Annotated in this window: 15 protein-coding genes; 10 read left to right on the top strand and 5 right to left on the bottom strand. The window is 57.6% G+C overall.

What is annotated here, in order from left to right; genetic code table 11:
• Positions 1-50 precede the first annotated feature (50 nt).
• The 8 genes from A9Q02_RS06305 to A9Q02_RS06270 all read left to right on the top strand — a co-directional run bounded on the left by A9Q02_RS06305 (position 51) and on the right by A9Q02_RS06270 (position 8,627).
• Positions 51-983 (top strand): ROK family protein, encoded by a 933-nt coding sequence (locus A9Q02_RS06305; protein ID WP_097651497.1) that lies wholly within the window; start codon positions 51-53, stop codon positions 981-983.
• Between the two features lie 9 nt (positions 984-992).
• A complete protein-coding gene (locus tag A9Q02_RS06300; protein ID WP_097651496.1) occupies positions 993-2,405 on the top strand; it encodes a FecR family protein in 1,413 nt (470 codons plus the stop codon).
• A gap of 3 nt (positions 2,406-2,408) precedes the next feature.
• A complete protein-coding gene (acpS, locus tag A9Q02_RS06295; RefSeq protein ID WP_097651495.1) occupies positions 2,409-2,825 on the top strand; it encodes a holo-ACP synthase in 417 nt (138 codons plus the stop codon).
• Complete coding sequence (locus A9Q02_RS06290; protein WP_245860410.1) at positions 2,822-4,468, top strand: NAD(P)H-hydrate dehydratase; 1,647 nt, start codon at positions 2,822-2,824, stop codon at positions 4,466-4,468. Before acpS ends, A9Q02_RS06290 begins: the two co-directional genes overlap by 4 nt.
• Positions 4,455-5,759, top strand: a complete 1,305-nt coding sequence (locus A9Q02_RS06285; protein ID WP_097651494.1) for a pyrimidine-nucleoside phosphorylase — start codon at positions 4,455-4,457, stop codon at positions 5,757-5,759. Before A9Q02_RS06290 ends, A9Q02_RS06285 begins: the two co-directional genes overlap by 14 nt.
• 26 nt (positions 5,760-5,785) lie before the next feature.
• On the top strand, positions 5,786-6,196 hold the full coding sequence (locus A9Q02_RS06280; RefSeq protein WP_097651493.1) for an FmdB family zinc ribbon protein: 411 nt from the start codon (positions 5,786-5,788) through the stop codon (positions 6,194-6,196).
• 74 nt (positions 6,197-6,270) lie between these two features.
• Entirely contained in the window at positions 6,271-7,614 is a 1,344-nt protein-coding gene (locus A9Q02_RS06275) for an acetyl ornithine aminotransferase family protein (protein ID WP_097651492.1), read from the top strand.
• 8 nt (positions 7,615-7,622) lie between these two features.
• Positions 7,623-8,627, top strand: coding sequence for an ATP-binding protein (locus A9Q02_RS06270; protein ID WP_097651491.1), 1,005 nt, complete (start codon positions 7,623-7,625; stop codon positions 8,625-8,627).
• A 14-nt stretch (positions 8,628-8,641) separates the two neighbouring features.
• Here the strand turns inward: A9Q02_RS06270 and A9Q02_RS06265 are convergent, their stop codons facing one another.
• A complete protein-coding gene (locus A9Q02_RS06265; protein WP_097651490.1) occupies positions 8,642-8,854 on the bottom strand; it encodes a hypothetical protein in 213 nt (70 codons plus the stop codon).
• A gap of 287 nt (positions 8,855-9,141) precedes the next feature.
• Here A9Q02_RS06265 and fni point away from each other — a divergent pair, with 287 nt between their 5' ends.
• Both fni and recF read left to right on the top strand, forming a co-directional pair.
• The gene (fni, locus tag A9Q02_RS06260; protein ID WP_097651489.1) at positions 9,142-10,185 is read left to right on the top strand and encodes a type 2 isopentenyl-diphosphate Delta-isomerase; all 1,044 of its coding nucleotides are present in this window, start codon (positions 9,142-9,144) and stop codon (positions 10,183-10,185) included.
• A 6-nt stretch (positions 10,186-10,191) separates the two neighbouring features.
• A complete protein-coding gene (gene recF, locus A9Q02_RS06255; protein ID WP_097651488.1) occupies positions 10,192-11,364 on the top strand; it encodes a DNA replication/repair protein RecF in 1,173 nt (390 codons plus the stop codon).
• A 111-nt stretch (positions 11,365-11,475) separates the two neighbouring features.
• Here recF and malQ read toward each other — a convergent pair whose 3' ends face one another.
• The 4 genes from malQ to A9Q02_RS06235 all read right to left on the bottom strand — a co-directional run bounded on the left by malQ (position 11,476) and on the right by A9Q02_RS06235 (position 17,095).
• The gene (malQ, locus tag A9Q02_RS06250) at positions 11,476-13,065 is read right to left on the bottom strand and encodes a 4-alpha-glucanotransferase (protein ID WP_097651487.1); all 1,590 of its coding nucleotides are present in this window, start codon (positions 13,063-13,065) and stop codon (positions 11,476-11,478) included.
• Between the two features lie 138 nt (positions 13,066-13,203).
• Entirely contained in the window at positions 13,204-14,355 is a 1,152-nt protein-coding gene (locus tag A9Q02_RS24835; RefSeq protein ID WP_245860408.1) for a carbohydrate ABC transporter permease, read from the bottom strand.
• Complete coding sequence (locus A9Q02_RS06240) at positions 14,356-15,489, bottom strand: carbohydrate ABC transporter permease (protein WP_216361458.1); 1,134 nt, start codon at positions 15,487-15,489, stop codon at positions 14,356-14,358. It abuts the gene before it with no gap.
• A gap of 112 nt (positions 15,490-15,601) precedes the next feature.
• On the bottom strand, positions 15,602-17,095 hold the full coding sequence (locus A9Q02_RS06235; RefSeq protein ID WP_216361457.1) for an ABC transporter substrate-binding protein: 1,494 nt from the start codon (positions 17,093-17,095) through the stop codon (positions 15,602-15,604).
• Between the last annotated feature and the right edge of the window lie 17 nt (positions 17,096-17,112).

The following is a 17,112-nucleotide window of genomic DNA, read 5'->3' as shown; positions in this document are numbered from 1 at the left end:
GTCAAGCGTTTTCTTCACAGAGAGTCAATCAGCGTGCTATAATCGAGGGTATGGACTACGTTATTGCAGTTGACATTGGGGGAACCCAACTCCGTGCCGCGCTTGTGACGCTCACGGGTGAGCTCGTTGTGTCTGAGCGTACCGCGACGCTGGTGCATGAAGGTGCCGAGGCGGTTCTGGGGCGTGTCCTGAAGTTGATTGAACTGGTGCGAGCCGTAGTTTTGCCCAATGATCGGTTGTTGGGTCTGGGCATTGGTGCACCGGGACCGCTTGATCCGGTCACCGGGATGATCTATTCGCCGCCGAACATGCCGGGGTGGGATGCCTTCCCGTTGCGTGATCGGGTCGCCACAGCGACGGGCTTGCCCGTCACCCTTGGGAACGATGCCAATGCGGCTGCCCTGGGCGAGTGGCGGTTTGGGCGTGGCCAAGGGCTACGCCACCTAGTTTATCTGACGGTGAGTACAGGGATAGGTGGCGGCGTTATCGTTGATGGTCAATTGCTACTTGGGCGCCTAGGAGCTGCTGGGGAACCAGGTTTTTTGATTGTGGATCATGCGACTGGGGCGATCTGGGAAGATCTCGCTTCGGGAACCGCGCTTGGCCGTGAGGCGGCCAAGCAGATGCCCCACTATCCTGATAGTGCCCTGCACACATTGGCGACACCGACGACGGTCACGGCAGCCGAGGTGTCCTTGGCGGCGCAGCAAGGCGATCGGTTGGCCCGACAGTTAATGGAGCGTGAAGCGCGTCTGTTGGGTATGGGTTTTGCCTCGATGCTGCATCTCTTTAGTCCTGAAATTCTTCTCGTAGGGGGAAGTGTCATCCTGCACAATCCAGCCTTGTTGGAGGCCGCTCGGGAAGTGGCGTATGCCAATGTACGGGTGCCACTCTATCGTGAGGTGCCCATTCTTGCGGCTTCCTTAGGCGATCATGTTGGTTTGCTTGGTGCCGCAGCCCTTGCGTTGCAGTGCATAGAGTAGATATAAATTATGCAAACAGCTGATTCAGGTGTTGCTTTACGCCAGGCGGCTCAACAGCGGACGTTGAGCATTGCCTGGGCAAGCCTGCTCTTCTTTTTTGCCCTTTTTGTCGGGTTGCTGACATGGGCAGGGTTGACCGTACGGAATGTGTATCAAGAGGCAACGCTCACCGGTGAAGCGACGCTGATTGTGCGTGGCCCGGCTGAGTCGTTGAGTTGGCGCCCGGCGCAGCGGACGATCTATCAGGGTGCGCCTGATGGTTTGGTTCTGGTTGAGGGCGATAGTGTGCGTACGACGGCGACGGCTGGTTATGGTCAGGTGGCGACGATCAAGCTCTTTGATGCGAGCCAATTTGATCTGTGGGCGGGAACCGAACTGACGCTTGAAACCATGGAGGTTAGTCGGTGGAACCAGGATCATTTTCGGGTGGTGATGAGGCAAAACAGGGGATACATCCGGTACGATCTGGCGGAAGCTCAGCCTTATGACCAGGTGCAATTCCAGGTTCTTGTTGGTGATGCGGTGATCGAGTTGACGCCGGGTGGCAGTTACAGTGTCGAGTTACGGTCCCCGGCACGCTCGGTGTTGCGGGTTGATGACGTTCTTGCGCAGGAAGTTGACGTTGCGGTGCGGAGTGGTTCGGCCACGGTTATCGGGGTGGATGGGGAAGCGGTAAGCCTCGGTTCGCGTGAACGGGTGACGATTGATGCGGCTGGTTCCCCGGGGCTTGTGGTTCCGGCACGCTGGGATCTGGTGCGTGATGGTGGGTTTAGCCAGTTTACCGAGGTGGAATACAACAATACCACGGTGGCTGATCCCACACGACCACGTTCCGAGTACTGGCACGTCTATTCAGGGCCAGATCTGCCGCGTGAGAACCAGGGCTTCTTTCGGCTTGCGCAGACCTGTCGGCCCCCGATTGTCAACAACTTCTGTGCCCCCAACGAGCGACGGGTTGCCGCCTGGTTTTATCGTGCGGGTGGGCAGACAAGTAGTTTCACCACCGGCATCAAGCAGGAACTGGGGGCGCAGGGGTTGGGGGTGGATATCTCGGAGTTTCCCAGTTTGCACCTCTCACTCTGGGTGCGGGTGCTCTATCAATCCTTGCCCGACACGGGTGATCGTGGGGTCGAATGCCCAGTGATGGTGCGGCTCATCGCGAAGCGGACGACCCCGGCTGATCCTGAAGAGCAGCGTGACTATTGTATCTTTGTTGATGAAGATGCGGTTGCGCCGATGGTGCGTGAGCCAGGGGTGACGTATTATCCGGTGCCATTAGCCGAGTGGGCTTTGATTAGTTTTGATCTGCGTGAGCAAGATAAACTACCCGATTTTCGTTATTTGCGGAGCATCCAGATCTTTGCGCAGGGCCATGACTATGATTCACGGGTTACCGAGGTTTCACTTGTTGGCGAGCAATAGTTGATGATTTATCATGGCATTGATCTTGTCGAAGTCGGGCGTGTACGTGAAGCGGTCGAACAGTGGGGCGAGCGTTTCACGCAGCGGGTCTTTACGCCACGGGAACTAGAAGATTGTGGCCTCGCGACGCGAGCGCCACGCTTTGATTCGTTGGCAGCGCGCTGGGCGGCCAAAGAAGCCACAGTGAAGGCGCTTGGGCGTGGTCTGAGTGGCCTCGGGGCTGCCGAGGCGACGGTGCCGCTGCTGCACCTGCACGAGATCGAGGTTCGACGGGCTGATGATGGTCGGCCTCAGCTTGTGTTGCATGGTGCGGCAGCAGAGGCTGCGGCGGCCCTTGGTCTGGACGAGTTGTCACTGAGCCTGACGCATACACGCGAGTATGCGATGGCGAGTGTGGTTGGATTGGCAGGCTTGCCGTGAAAATTGTTGCTACAGCCGAGATGCGGCGTTTGGAACAGGCTGCGGTTGAGGCCGGCGCTACGTGGGAAGGTTTGATGGAGCATGCAGGCCTCGGGGTGGCCCGTGAAGCGTTGCGTTCCCTGGGCGCGCCGGTTGGCCGTCGGGTAGTGGTGCTGGTTGGTCCTGGCAATAATGGTGGCGATGGCTTGGTGGTCGCTCGTCATTTGCACGATGCAGGCGCTGTCGTTGCGCTCTATCTCTGGCGGCGCCAGGGCGCTGAGGATGATGCCAACTGGCAGCAGTGCCGTCAACGGGGCATCATTGAGCACGAGGCGGCGCACGATCCTGATCTGCATTGGCTCACGGCAACCCTGGAGGGTACCGCTCTGGTGGTTGATGCGCTGCTTGGCATGGGCGCTTCGCGGCACCTGGATCCGAGCCTGGCAGCGATTGTTGCGCGCGTCAATGCGGTGCGGCGCCGGGCCAGGGTGACGGCTGACTCGCATCCGTTGGTTGTTGCGGTTGATCTGCCCACGGGCGTGCAAGCGGAGAGTGGTGCCGTGCTCGGAACGGCACTCTATGCTGATCTCACGGTCGCGACCGGCTTGCCCAAACCAGGGCTTTTTGCTTATCCCGGACGAATGTATCGAGGGCACCTTGCCCTGGCCGAGCTTGAAATTCCTACGCATGATTTGGAGGCGCTTATGAGCGATCTGCTGACCGCAGCCTATGCTCGATCGTTGTTACCGGAACGGCCACTTGACGCACACAAGGGGAGCTTTGGCAAGGTCATGGTGGTGGCTGGCTCACTTCGGTATCCTGGGGCGGCTTTTCTCGCCTGTGCTGGAGCGGCGCGTGCGGGGGCCGGGTTGGTGACCCTTGCCGGTGCTCGTACGGTGCTGGGAATGGCGGCGCGGCTTCCTGAGGTGACGGTGTTGCCGCTGGCTGAGGGTGATTGGGGGGCGTTGGGCCCTGCTGCGCTCGAAGAGTTTGGCAAAGAGGTAACTGGTTATAAGGCTCTGGTGCTTGGCCCTGGCCTTGGTCAGGCCGACTCGACCCGGGCCTTTGTGGAACGGGCCTTTGGCCTAGATACACCAAAAACAAAACCACGAGTTGGTTTTTTCTCCAGTAGTGCTGAAGAACAGCCTTCGACCTCATCAGCCGTACCGTCCTTGCCCTTGACGGTGCTTGATGCCGATGGCCTTAATCTGCTGGCGACGATTGACGACTGGAGTGAGCGCCTGCCGAAAGAGTGTTTTGTTTTTACCCCGCACCCCGGAGAATTGCGTCGTTTGTTGAAGGTAGAGAGTTTGCCCGAAGATCGCTTGGCTGTGGTGCGTGAGGCTGCCGAGCGTTGGGGGCAGGTTGTGGTGCTCAAGGGGGCCACCACGCTGATTGCAGCCCCGGATGGACGGCTACTTGTGCATGACGGGGCCAACCCGGCTCTCGCAACGGCGGGCACGGGCGATGTATTGGCGGGGGTGATTGGTGGCCTGCTCGCGCAGGGGTTGGCTCTGTATGATGCCGCTGCGTTGGGGGTCTATCTGCACGGGGCAGCCGGGGCACGGGTGCGGGACGATATGGGTGAGATGGGCACGTTGGCCGGCGATCTGTTGCCCGAGTTGCCACGAACGATCAAGGATCTACGTTATGCGCATGGTTGATCTGATTGCCAGGAAGCGCGATGGCCTGGCCCTGACCCGGGAAGAGATCGACTGGCTAATCGCTGGCTACAGTGATGGAACCATCCCTGATTACCAGATGAGCGCATGGGCGATGGCGGTATTGCTGCGTGGCATGGATGATCGCGAGACAGCCGATCTTACGCTAGCAATGGCGCAGAGCGGCGATATGCTCGATCTCCACGATCTGGCCCCAATCACGGTGGACAAACATTCGACCGGCGGTATTGGCGACAAGACGACCCTGGTACTTGGGCCAATGGTGGCGGCCCTCGGGTTACCTGTTGCCAAGATGAGTGGACGTGGACTTGGGTTTAGTGGCGGCACGATTGACAAGCTCGAAAGCATTCCCGGTTTTCAGACGACCCTTGATGGTGCTACCTTCCGCCGCCTGGTACGCGAGGTTGGCCTTGCGGTCGTAGCCCAAAGTGGCGACCTGGCTCCTGCCGATAAACGACTCTATGCCTTACGCGATGTGACGGCAACCGTTGAGTCGATGCCCTTGATCGCCGCGAGTGTGATGAGCAAGAAACTGGCGGCTGGCGCTGATTGCATCGTGCTTGATGTAAAATATGGGAGCGGTGCGTTTATGCGCACCCTCGGGGAGGCCCGTCACCTGGCACAGATCATGGTGAAGATCGGGCAATTTGCGGGTCGACGTATTGCGGCAGTGCTGAGTTCGATGCAACAACCGCTTGGCCAAGCGGTTGGCAACGCGTTGGAGGTACGTGAAGCGATTGCCGTGTTGCGAGGAGGTGGGCCGTCTGACCTCGTTGAGCTTTGCCTGGTGCTGGGAACCGAGCTTGTATTATTGGCAGGGCTGACACAGGAGCCGGATGAGGCGCGGGCGATGTTGCAAGCGACGTTAGCCAACGGTTCAGCCTGGGCGAAGTTTCATGCGATGGTCAGCCATCAGGGTGGCGAGGTGCGTACCATAGAGCAACCAGAGCGCTTGCCGGTCGCCCCGGTGCAGCAGCCACTCGTTGCGTCTAGTACGGGTTATGTTGCCGCAATTGATGGTATGGCGCTGGGGCTAGCGGTGAATGCTCTTGGGGGTGGTCGCTCACGGAAAGAAGATCAGATTGATCCAGCGGTTGGCTTGATGATCCAGGCCCATGTGGGGGATCTGGTTGAGGCCGGGCAACCGTTGCTAACGATCCATGCTGCTACCGAGTCTGCTGCCGCCCAGGTTGCGCCTGCTTTGTTGGCTGCCTACCGTTTCAGTGACCAGCCGGTTGCGCCTCCTGCGCTTGTTGAAGCCATCTTACGCTAGACTTCGGAAAGGGAAATACGCTACCTATGCCAATTTACGAATATCTCTGTCCAACGTGCAACGGTACCTTTCAGAAACTGGTACGGGGTTTTCAAGATCCCGAGGGTCTGAGTTGCCCGCGTTGCGGCAATAGCGAGGTACAGCGAGCCGTTTCGCGGTTTGCCACCTTGAAATCAGAAGAGGCACGGATGGAAGCCCTGGCCGATCCTTCGACCCTCGCTGGACTCGACGAGAGCGATCCGCGTTCAATTGCACGTTGGGCCAAACGTCTTGGCAAAGAATTGGGTGAGGAGGCTGGCGAAGACTGGGACGAGATGGTTGAGCAGATGCTCGATGAAGAGCTTGCTGGTGAAGGCAACACAGGTGAAGATGACGAGGGTGAAGGCAAACCCGCCCCTGCGCGGGCCAAACCACACGATCTCGGGTGGGGTGATTAAGGGGCCTGGTGGGCTGAAGAGCGCGATGCGCCGATGGTCATATGGTATGCTTGCAGCGATAAAGGAGTAGAAAGATGAGTACGTCACAAACAGTTGAGCTTAGTGAGCGGCCTGCCGAGCTACCGGGGCCAAAGGCGCGTCATTTTGTTGAGCGTGATCAGCGGGTCATGGCTCCGATGGGCCGCGTGTATCCGCTGGTGATTGATCATGCGTTGGGGTGCGAGGTCTGGGATGTTGATGGGCATCGTTATCTCGACATGACGTCGGGCATTGCGGTGCTGGCCGCAGGGCATTGCCACCCGCGGTTGGTCAAGACGATTCAGGACCAAGTTACGCGCTTTACGCATATGGCGGGGACGGATTTTTACAATGAGCCGATGATCAAGGCGGCAGAAAAGCTTGTGTCGTTGATGCCAGGGGGCGCAGGCTGGCAAGTGTTTTATACCAATAGCGGTACCGAGGCGATTGAGGCAAGTATCAAATTGGCGCGATATGTGACAGGTCGTCAAAATATTATTGGTTTTTATGGTGCTTTTCATGGTCGTTCATATGGAAGTCTCTCCGTGACGGCCTCGAAGCCGCGTCAGCGTGAGGGCTTCTTTCCGCTCTTGCCAGGAACCTTTCACACCTATTACCCCAACTGTTACCGTTGCCCGATCAATCTCACACATCCTGCGTGTGGCATTGCCTGCCTCGATCTCATTGAAGAGACGCTCTTTCGGACAACAACACCCCCTTCGGAGGTAGCCGCGATTGTCGTTGAGCCGATCCAGGGCGAGGGAGGCTATCTGGTGCCGCCGGAGGGGGCGCTGGTCAAATTGCGCGAGATTTGTGATCGTCATGGCATTCTCTTGATCTGTGATGAAGTCCAGAGTGGCATTGGGCGAACGGGTAAGATGTGGGCCTTTGAGCATGAAGGCATTGTGCCTGATATCGTTGCGTCGGCCAAGGGGCTTGGCGGTGGTTTGCCGATCGGGGCCATGATCGCCCGTGCAGAACTAGCGCAGCGCTGGCTTCCCGGGGCGCATGGCAATACCTATGGCGGCAACGGCCTGACCTGTGCCGTGATGCACGACGTGCTGAGCCTGGTCGAAGAGGAGTTGATGGCTAATGCCGCGACGGTTGGTGCGCATCTGCTGGCTGGGCTTCAAGCCCTGCAGGCTGAATTTCCGCAGATCGGAGTCGTGCGGGGCCGTGGCTTGATGATCGGAGTTGAGTTTATCGAACCGACCTCTGGGGTACCTGACCATGATCTTGCTGAAGCGATTATGCAGGAAGCCTTTCTCAACAATCTGCTGGTACTGACCTGTGGAGCCTCAACCATCCGTTTCTGTCCGCCGCTCGTGTTGACCCATGCTGAGGCTGACGAAGCGATTGAACGCCTTCGCCAGGTGCTCACGATTTGCGTGAGGAGCTAACCGCGACGATGCGTGCATTTGTCGAACAGTACTATGCGCTTGCCCCGCTGGATCTGCCATCGTATCGCACCTTGCGGTACGATGGCGGCGATATGAGTGTCGACCTGGCGGCGTTTCCCCATGCCGATCAGCGGTTGTTGGGGCGTCTGTATCAGGTGCTAACCGATATCTTTGAACTGTTGCGCGTCCATCGTCATAACCCTGTCGTGGCCCTGCCCCATCTGCGTACGCTCTATCACCAGGGTGGTTGGGCGGCCCTGGTGTATGATGTGCGGGCTTTAGGTGAGACGTTACCTGTTGAAACGACCTCGCAACGGGTTTATCAGGTGATTCATGACTTGCGAGGCGGCGCGTTTCAGGCGCTGGCGATGCATTTGCAACTGCTCACCCTTGAGATGGAAGAGCTTGCCAACCTGCACCGCATGTTTTTTCTTGCCCGCGATCAACTCAAAATTATGCGCAATGCCCTGCCTGCGATTGATCCTGTCGGGTTGGCGCGTGATCAGAACGGGGCCGTGCATGCGGTTGAACTACTGGTTGAGAAGTGGCAAGAGAGTAGCCAGTATTATGGGGGGCACGAAGCCGTGATCACGGTTGAGGCGCACTATACTGGTGCCATTGCCGAGCGTTGTCTGGAATTCTCGGCGCTTGATCGGGTGATCTACAATCTTATTAACAATGCGGTCAGGCACAGTGCGACCCAGGCGATCACGTTGACCATCCTGCCCCTCGGAGCGGAACCGGCAGACCTGCGTTTTGTGGTGACCAATCCGCTGACCGTAGCGCAGCAGCGCATCCTCGAAAACCGGTTCCCTGAGGGAGTTGGTGGGCTCTTTCATGGGGGCTTTACGACTGATGGGAGTGGCCTGGGGTTGCGGATCTGTGCTGATTTTGTCTGCAATGCCTATGGGCTCAATGATGTCGCTCAGGGCTTGGCCGAAGGGCATTTTGGGATTGTGCTTGCGCACAACCACTTTGTCGCCTGGTTTCACTGGCCGGTCGCGGCTGACTAAGTTGGCCTGCTGCCTCACGCCAGAACCGTAGGCGCATACCCTGCCTGGTTGAGCGCATCAATAATGTGCGACAGGCTGGCCTGTTGATCGCGTTCGAAGCGAAGCGTACGGTCGGCAAGATTTGCGATGGGGTGATAGAGGCCTGGTTGCTCGGCAACGAGGCTAAGGATCACCCGACGGTCGCGTTCGGTGCGCATCTGCTCGATCCGCAAGATTTCGAGAGTCATGGCTGAACCTTTGCTTGTGTGAGGATGTGCTTCATTCAGTGTAGCCTAGGTTGCCCTATGGGGCAAATGCTTGCGCAATGATCTGGGCTACGCCCCAGACCTGGATGCTTCCCTAGAAAAAGCCAGCTACGCTGGCTTTTTCTAGGGAAGCAATAAGGCTTCTTAGGGGCTGTTGCCCCCAAACCTCCTGCCGGACGCAGGAAGGAGGTTTGACGCTCCTTCTCTTTGCTGGTATGATCCGCAGAGAGCATATTACATGCCTTGTTCATAGCAATAAGGAGTGGGTGATGCCTGATTCAGGCCAGACCGAAGGGCGGAAGGTTGACCATATCAGGATTGTGCTTGGCGAAGATGTTGCCGCCAAAGGTGTTGCGACCGGGTTTGCGGCGTATCGCTTGCCTCATACAGCTCTGCCTGAGCTCGATCTGGCCCAGATTGATACACGGACAACGTTTCTTGGCAAAATGATTCAAGCGCCTCTGCTGATCAGTTCGATGACGGGCGGGGCGAATGTGGCTGAGCGGCTCAATCTGGCGCTTGCCGAGGCTGCCGAGCACCTCGGTTTACCGATGGGGGTGGGTTCGCAGCGGGCGGCGGTCCTTGATACACGCCTTGCCTCGACCTATCAGGTGCGTCGGGTTGCCCCGCGGATTCCCCTGCTGGCGAACCTGGGTGCCGTGCAGTTGAATTATGGCTTTGGGCTTGACCATTGCCAGCGAGCCGTTGACATGATCGAGGCTGATGCACTTATTCTGCATCTCAATCCATTGCAAGAGGCAGTGCAACCTGAGGGTGACACCAACTTTGCCGGGTTACTGCGCAAGATCGAGCAGGTCTGTCGTGCGCTTGAGGTGCCAGTTGTCGTCAAAGAGGTTGGGAATGGCATCGGGGCCCACGATGCGCGCCGCCTCGCTGAGTGTGGTGTCCAGGTGATTGATGTGGCTGGTGCCGGTGGTACGAGTTGGAGTGAAGTCGAACGGTTTCGTCAGCCGACTGAACAAGGCCGCCGGGTGGCCGGAGCTTTTGCTGATTGGGGGCTTGCCACAACCGAATGTATTCGCCAGGTGCGTGCTGCGTTGCCCGAGGTCGGTCTGATTGCTTCAGGGGGCATCCGGAGTGGGGTTGATGTCGCCAAGGCGCTTGCGCTGGGGGCTGACCTCGCTGGGACGGCCCGTCCCGCCCTGGTCAATGCCGTTGATGAACGCGGTACCGAGGCTGTCGTGGAGGGTCTGACCTCGTTCATGCGTGAACTGCGGGTTGCGATGTTCTGTGCGGGGTGTGGTGATCTCAAGGCGTTGCGTTCGGTGACGCTGACCGAGTTGCGCGGCTGATGACGCATGGAAGTTACCCGGCTGAGCCTGCGCGATTTCCGCAATTATCAACACCTCGATCTCCCGTTATCACCTGAGATTACGTTGCTCTATGGGCCGAATGCCGCTGGCAAAACCAGTGTGCTCGAGGCCCTTTTTTATCTTGCGACGACGCGGTCGCCCAGGGTTGGGGCCGACCGCGAACTGGTGCGTTGGGAGGCCGAGGCCGAGGCGGGAGTGCCACCGTTTGCGCGGGTGTTTGCTGAGATCCAGCGCTTAACCGGGCACATGCGGCTCGAAGTGATTGTGCAGCGACGTACTGACGAAGATGGACAGTTGACGAATACGGCGAGCAAGCTCGTCCGCATTGATCGACGCCCGGCACGTGCGCTTGACCTCGTTGGTCAGTTGCGCGTGGTTCTTTTTACGCCCGCCGATCTTGTGCTGGTTGATGGCCCTCCTGCTGAGCGACGGCGCTACCTTGATATTACGCTTTCGCAGCTTGACCCTCACTATGTTCGGACGCTCGCGCATTATCAGAAGATTGTGCAACAACGGAATAGCCTTTTGCGGGCTTGGCGTGAGCGACGCCGTTCACCGCGGGCAGTTGACGATGAACTTGGCTATTGGGATCAAGAGATGACAGCGGCAGCGGGCTATTTGCTGGCTGAACGTCTGCGGGCTGTCGGTGAACTAAACGCGCTCGTTGGCCCGCTCTTTCAGGCGATCAGTGGTGGGACAACCCCGCTGAGCATTGACTATCTGCCGAGTTTGGCTTTGCACGAGGCGCGCGATGCGGGCAGCCTTGCCCATCGGTTAATGCAGGAATTGCGCAACCATCGTCGTGATGAACTGGCGCGAGGCCAGACGTTGCTGGGGCCGCATCGTGATGATCTGAGTTTTACGGTGGGCGCAGTCAACCTGGGGCGGTATGGTTCGCGTGGGCAGCAACGCAGTGTGGCGCTGACCCTCAAGCTCGGGGAGGCTGCGCTGATGCGTCAGCGCGCCGGTGATGCGCCGGTTCTGTTGCTCGACGATATGCTGAGCGAGCTCGATGCCCAGCGTCGGGCGCATCTGCTGGAAGCGGTTAGTTTGCCTGGGCAACAAACGCTGCTCACGGCGACTGATCTCGCCGACTTTCGGCCTGAATTTCTGACCAAGATTACCCGCCTGCGGGTCGAAGAGGGGCGTATCTATTAGGTTCGCTACGGGGCATCGCCCCGCAGCGAAGCGTGGGGGCGTATTTAAGCTCTGGCCACAAGGTCGAAATCGCTCTGGGGCATCGCCCCGCAGCGAACCGTGGGTCCGTATTTAAGCGGTGGCCGCAAGATCGACGGGATCGTAGACGAGTTCATCTTCGGTTGCGGTATCTTCGGCTGGTTCGTCGGGTTCGGGTGATGGTGGTAGGCGCCCATAGATCTCGGTAAAGAAATGGAGGCCGTGGGCCAGGCCAGCGTTGAGCACATCGTCACGGAAGCGCCAGCCCCAGTTGCCCCCAAGGCGTCCAGGTGTATTGATCCGCGCCTTGGCATCGAGGCGAAGTACATCTTGCAAGGGCACGACCGCCATATCAGCGACTGACATCATCGCCAGGCGCAAGAAATCCCAGGCGATATCGCTGCCACTACGACCAAGATAGCCACGAATAACTTCACGTTCTTCTTCGGTCAAATCTTCAAACCAGCCAACCGTGGTATTGTTATCATGGGTACCGCTATAGATCACGCAGTTAGGCACGTGATGGTGGGGCAGATAGATATTTGACGAACCGCCACCAAAGGCAAACTGCAGCACCTTCATCCCGGGCAGGTCAAACTGATCACGCAGCGCAATCACATCAGGGGTAATCAGGCCCAGATCCTCGGCGATAATCGGCAACGCACCGAACTCCTCTTCGAGGCGTTTGAAAAGGGCGGCCCCTGGCCCCTTGACCCAGCGCCCATTGATCGCGGTCTCTTCACCAGCCGGTACTTCCCAGTAAGCGGCAAAGCCACGGAAATGGTCGAGGCGCAGAATGTCCATCTGCATAAACGCCGCCCGCAAGCGCTTGATCCACCAGGCATAACCGTCCTGGGCCATACGTTGCCAATTATAGAGGGGATTACCCCAGAGTTGCCCGGTTGTGCTGAAGTAATCGGGTGGAACGCCCGCAACCACGGTTGGCTTGCCTTCTGGATCGAGGAAAAAGAGCTCAGGATTGGCCCAGACATCAGCGCTATCATAAGCCACGAAGATCGGAGCATCACCAATAATACGGATCTGATGCTCGTTGGCATAGGCCTTGAGGGGCAGCCACTGCTGGAAAAAGAGGAACTGGAAAAACTGTTGCAGCGTGAAGGCCTCGGCATACTGGGTACGCGCCTCGGCCAGCGCTTTGGGATCACGTGTACGCAACTCGGGTTCCCACTCGTGCCATGAACGACCGTCGTGAACCTCTTTCAGGGTCATAAAGAGGGCGTAGTCATCAAGCCAAGCGTGCTGGTCACGACAAAACTGCGTAAAAGCAGCTGCCATGTCTGGTGCCCCGCCCTCATGGAGGCGCTCGTAACAATGGCGTAACAAAGGCAACTTGAAAGCCAGCACCTCGCCATAATGAACCTGGTCAGCGTTCAAATCATAGCGACGTGAGGCCTCTACGACCTCGTCATAGCTGAGCAACCCGCGCTGGATCAATTGATCGAGGCTAATCAACACCGGATTGCCTGCAAACGCCGAAAAGCACTGATACGGTGAGTCACCATAGCCGGTCGGGCCGAGGGGCAGAATCTGCCAGAGACTCTGCCCGGCGGCGGCAAGGAAATCAACAAACTGATAGGCGGTTGGCCCAAGATCACCAACCCCCCATGGACTCGGCAAAGCCGTTGGATGAAGTAAAAGACCACTGCTTCGTGGAAAATGCATGCAAAACCTCACAGGTACGTTTGGATACCGAGCGGTATTGTAGCATGAAAAACGCACCTTTTGCCTCAGGCCCAAGCAATCCCCCGGGCACAGAAAAGAGACCAGCAAAGCTGGTCTCTTTCGTCTGAGCCAAACAAATTACCCTTTGACTGAGCCAGCGAGCAGACCGCGCACAAAGTAGCGCTGCAGCGAGAAGAAGACGATGAGCGGGATCAGCATCGAAATAAAAGCTCCTGCCGTGAGCACGTGCCAATCCTGGCCTCGTGAACCGACCATGTCGGCCAGTCGCATCGTGAGCACCTGGACATTCGGCTGGCTACCGATAAAGACCAGGGCAATCAGGTAGTCATTCCAGACCCAGAGGAACTGGAAGATGGCGAATGAGGCGAGGGCGGGCACCGAAAGGGGTAGAATCAAACGGGTAAAGATCGTAAAATGGGAAGCCCCGTCAATGAAGGCTGACTCAAGGATATCGCGGGGCAACTGACTGATATAGTTATAGAGCAGATAGGTTGCCAGGGGCAACCCAAAGCCGGTGTGGGCCAACCAGACCGCCATATAGGTTCCATTGAGATCAAGGCTCACAAAATCGCGCAAAATTGGGATCAACGCCACCTGGAGCGGTACGACCAGGAGGGCGACGACAATCGTAAAGAGCAGAAAACGCCCTGGGAAGCGCATCCAGGCAAACCCATAGGCAGCGAAGGCGGCAATGAGGATCGGGATGACCGTTGCGGGAACAACGACCGCGATATTATTGATCAAGACACCCCAGAGATCTTCACCCGATTCAACGACTTCATTGCCATTTGCGTCGATATACGTAAACTCACGCCCACCAGTCACGGCACGATAATTATCCATCGTGAAGTTGGCATTGATTGTCCAGTTCTGTTCCTGGATCGCCAGGGTCCGGGCGCGTCGATTTTCCCAAGTGACAAATTCCCCACCTGGAACAACCACCCCTGCATTGAGTTGTTCAGACGTATAGGTTCCTCCACCTAATTCGGCAGGCAACGTAATCGGTGCCCGCAGATCAGTATCAAGAGGTAACTGCACTGTCTCAACCGTCTCGAAGGCCCGGTGGGGCAGCACTGTCCACCAACCCGTGGTACGGATATCATCACGGGGGCGGAACGAGGAGATGAACAACCCGACGGTTGGAATTGTCCAGAGCAAACAGATCAAGCCAAGGATGGTATTGACAATAATCTTGCCGATCAATTGCTGGCGCTTCTGGCTCATGGCGCGGCGCGAGACTTTGACAGGTTTTGCAGTAACAGCAGTCATTTAGAAAACCTCCTGCTTTCTGATCTGGCGCAGATTGTAGACCATCACCGGAATGACCGCGATGAGCAAGACAATCGCAACAGCCGAGCCATAGCCAAAGTTACGGTTCGAGAAATACTGTCGGTAGAACTCAACCGCAATCACATTGGTGCCGTACTGCCCCCCTGTCATCACGATAACAATATCAAAAATCTTGAGGGTGACAATCAGAATCGTCGTCGTTACGGTGACAACCGTGCCCTGAATCGCCGGGAGCATAATGCGCCAGAAGATCTGGATCTCGTTGGCCCCATCAACCCGAGCGGCTTCAAGTACATCTTCGGGGATCCCCTTGATTGCTGCCGAGAAGATCACCATCGCGAACCCGGTCTGCATCCAGATAAGAATGATCACGAGGAAAAAGTTATTTTGAGGTTGTAAGAGTGTTGTCCAGGCTTGCGGTGGAAAGCCCATGTCGGTGACAAGCGCATTGAGCAAGCCAATCTGTGGTTGTCCAGGTGGTGAGTAGTAGTAGATAAAACGCCAGATCACGCCAGCACCGACAAATGAAATTGCCATGGGCATAAAGATCAGCGATTTAGCCAGGGTCTCAAAACTACTGCGATCGGCGAGTACCGCGATAATCAAGCCTGCGACGACACAACCAGCGGTACCAAAGATCATCCAGAAGAAGATATTGTTCCGAAAGGCCGTCTGCATTGAGCGTTCGGTAAAGACCGCAAGATAGTTGTCGATACCGACAAAGTTGGTTGAACTGGCGTCCAGGAAACTCAGATAGAAGGTACGGATGGTGGGAAAGAAGAGTGCCCATCCAAGAAACAGGATCGCCGGGCCAACAAAGACGTAGGGAAGCAAGATTCGTCGCACATTGCCGGGCATCTGTTCGACGATCATGTTCAGCGTATAAAAGGTACCGGCGGCACCACCAACACCCCAGATGATGGCTATCGCTGCGGTCAGTAGTTTTGGCAGCGTGTCACCGCGCTGTGCATCGCGCAGAAAGACAAAGCCTCCCCAGATGAAGAGGACGAGCAGGGCGAACAGGCCGAGCGCGATCACAAGCCGCCCAGGATTGAAATCCTCGCTGGACGGTGACGTAGCGCGTCCCGGTGTCATCTCAGTTGTACCTTGCATGAGCGACGCTCCATTGCGTTACATGTGAAGGGCTGCCGCCCTCCAATCTCCTGCCGAGAGGCTGAACCTCAGCGTGGATGGCAGGTACTAACCTGCCATCCACGGTAACCTCTTAACGCGGCCAGGCCGCATCAATTTCGCGCATGGCGGTGTCGAGATCGACGGTGCCAGCAACGAAGTCGGTCATGCCGGTCCAGAACGAGCCAGCCCCAACCTGACCAGGCATCAGGTCAGAGGCATCGAAGCGCAGACTGGTCGCATTGAGGATGATTTCACCCACGCCACGCTCGATGTCGTTGGCGTACCAGCTCAGGTCAGAGTCATTGTGGGGCGAAATCGCGCCACCGCTCTGGAGCCAGTTCTGCAGCGAGGCCCCACTTGAGAAGTAGGACATCACGGCCCGTACTTCGGGGCGGTCGTTGAACATCGCCATCAGGTCACCAGCTACCAGCACGGGATCGCCATAAGCAGGATCAATGCTGGGCAGGTAGAAGAAGTCGAAGTCAACGCCAGCCTCAGCCGTGCTCGGGAAGAAACTGGTGATGAAGTTGCCCTGCTTGTGCAGCCAGCATCCCGGAGGGGTCTGGAACATGGGCAGCGGGGAATCGCCGAAGCCGGTGGTCACGATGGCCGCACGACCACCATAGACATACTCGTCGTTGAACCAGATCTCGGCCATCTTCTCGGCGGCAGCTTTGACCTCAGGCGAACTGAAGGTCAAGTCACCGGTCACCCAGCGATCATAGTTCTCGAGCGAGGTGGTGCGCAGCATGATCTCTTCCATCCAGTCGGTGGCGGGCCAACCGGTGGCCGTGCCTGACTCGATGCCAACACACCAGGCCGGATCGCCATCAGCCGCGATCTCGTCGGTTAGCGCCAGCAATTCGTCCCAGGTGGTCGGAATGGTGTAGTCGGCAGCCTCAAATTGGGCTCTTGGATACCAGACCAGGCTCTTGCCATTCACACGCTGCCAGATCCCAGCGGTAATCGGCCCGCTGGGGCTCTCCATCGTTGCCATATCAAGCCAGCTCTGGTTGTAGTTCTGGCTCAACCAGTCAGCACTGACAAACTGACCAACGTCAATGACCTTGCCGTCACGGACAAAGTTGGCAAGCAGGCCAGGCTGCGGGAAGTCGGCGATATCAGGTGGGTTGCCACCGTCAACGCGGATCGAGATGCTGGTCTCGAACTCTTTCGAGCCTTCGTACTGAATGTCAATCCCGGTCAGTTCTTCAAACTCGCGGATTGCATTGTTGAAGTTGACCGCGTCCTGATCGGTGAAGGGGCCGGTCATGGTGACCGATGTGCCACTGTATTCGCCAGCAAATGCAGCAACGAGTTCTTCGCTGATTTCGGCAGCGCGATCGGCAAGCGCGGCGGTTGCTGATCCACTCGGAGCGGGCGCTTCAGTTGGGGCGGGCTCAGCTACCTCTTCAGTCGGGGCGGGCGCAGCTACCTCTTCAGTCGGCGCTGGTTGCGCTACTTCTTCGGTCGGAGCGGGTTCGGCCGGTGGGACAGTTGGCGTAACAGCTTGTCCACCGCCACAGGCAGCGATCATTGCCGTGAACAGTGCGATGAGCACAAAAAGCGAGAATTTGCGAAGCATAGATTCCTTCCTTCATT

The sequence above is a fragment of the Candidatus Chloroploca asiatica genome (assembly GCF_002532075.1).
In the GTDB taxonomy this organism is placed as follows: domain Bacteria; phylum Chloroflexota; class Chloroflexia; order Chloroflexales; family Chloroflexaceae; genus Chloroploca; species Chloroploca asiatica.
Note: the sequence above shows the minus strand (reverse complement) of the source record. Positions and strands in the feature narration are given on the sequence as shown.

Excerpts from the sequence above, each read along its gene's own strand:
- A9Q02_RS06305 (WP_097651497.1), top strand. The coding sequence starts at position 51 with ATGGACTACGTTATTGCAGTTGACATTGGGGGAACCCAACTCCGTGCC.
- A9Q02_RS06300 (WP_097651496.1), top strand. The coding sequence starts at position 993 with ATGCAAACAGCTGATTCAGGTGTTGCTTTACGCCAGGCGGCTCAACAG.
- acpS (WP_097651495.1), top strand. The coding sequence starts at position 2,409 with ATGATTTATCATGGCATTGATCTTGTCGAAGTCGGGCGTGTACGTGAA.
- A9Q02_RS06285 (WP_097651494.1), top strand. The coding sequence starts at position 4,455 with ATGCGCATGGTTGATCTGATTGCCAGGAAGCGCGATGGCCTGGCCCTG.
- A9Q02_RS06280 (WP_097651493.1), top strand. The coding sequence starts at position 5,786 with ATGCCAATTTACGAATATCTCTGTCCAACGTGCAACGGTACCTTTCAG.
- A9Q02_RS06275 (WP_097651492.1), top strand. The coding sequence starts at position 6,271 with ATGAGTACGTCACAAACAGTTGAGCTTAGTGAGCGGCCTGCCGAGCTA.
- A9Q02_RS06270 (WP_097651491.1), top strand. The coding sequence starts at position 7,623 with ATGCGTGCATTTGTCGAACAGTACTATGCGCTTGCCCCGCTGGATCTG.
- A9Q02_RS06265 (WP_097651490.1), bottom strand. The coding sequence starts at position 8,854 with ATGACTCTCGAAATCTTGCGGATCGAGCAGATGCGCACCGAACGCGAC.
- fni (WP_097651489.1), top strand. The coding sequence starts at position 9,142 with ATGCCTGATTCAGGCCAGACCGAAGGGCGGAAGGTTGACCATATCAGG.
- recF (WP_097651488.1), top strand. The coding sequence starts at position 10,192 with ATGGAAGTTACCCGGCTGAGCCTGCGCGATTTCCGCAATTATCAACAC.
- malQ (WP_097651487.1), bottom strand. The coding sequence starts at position 13,065 with ATGCATTTTCCACGAAGCAGTGGTCTTTTACTTCATCCAACGGCTTTG.
- A9Q02_RS24835 (WP_245860408.1), bottom strand. The coding sequence starts at position 14,355 with ATGACTGCTGTTACTGCAAAACCTGTCAAAGTCTCGCGCCGCGCCATG.
- A9Q02_RS06240 (WP_216361458.1), bottom strand. The coding sequence starts at position 15,489 with ATGCAAGGTACAACTGAGATGACACCGGGACGCGCTACGTCACCGTCC.
- A9Q02_RS06235 (WP_216361457.1), bottom strand. The coding sequence starts at position 17,095 with ATGCTTCGCAAATTCTCGCTTTTTGTGCTCATCGCACTGTTCACGGCA.